This window comes from Neisseria sp. P0014.S009 (genome assembly GCF_051958155.1).
Classification (GTDB): domain Bacteria; phylum Pseudomonadota; class Gammaproteobacteria; order Burkholderiales; family Neisseriaceae; genus Neisseria; species Neisseria flavescens_C.
In genome coordinates this window covers 1-293 of sequence record NZ_JBQCVS010000095.1, presented here as the reverse complement: position 1 = coordinate 293, position 293 = coordinate 1, and the positions used below count along the sequence as shown (strand labels likewise).

At 55.6% G+C, this 293-nt stretch carries 1 rRNA gene; it reads right to left on the bottom strand.

Annotated elements, in window-relative coordinates:
• A 16S ribosomal RNA gene (locus ACTHS4_RS11825) occupies positions 1–293 on the bottom strand; the annotation flags it as partial.

Here is a 293-nt window from a genome sequence, read left to right as displayed (position 1 = left end):
ACTCAAGATCGCCAGTATCGAAGGCAGTTCTGGAGTTGAGCTCCAGGATTTCACCCCCGACTTAACGATCCGCCTACGTGCGCTTTACGCCCAGTAAATCCGAACAACGCTAGCCCCCTTCGTATTACCGCGGCTGCTGGCACGAAGTTAGCCGGGGCTTCTTCTGTGGGTACCGTCATTATCTTCCCCACTGAAAGAGCTTTACAACCCTAAGGCCTTCATCGCTCACGCGGCATGGCTAGATCAGGGTTTCCCCCATTGTCTAAGATTCCCCACTGCTGCCCCCCGTAGGC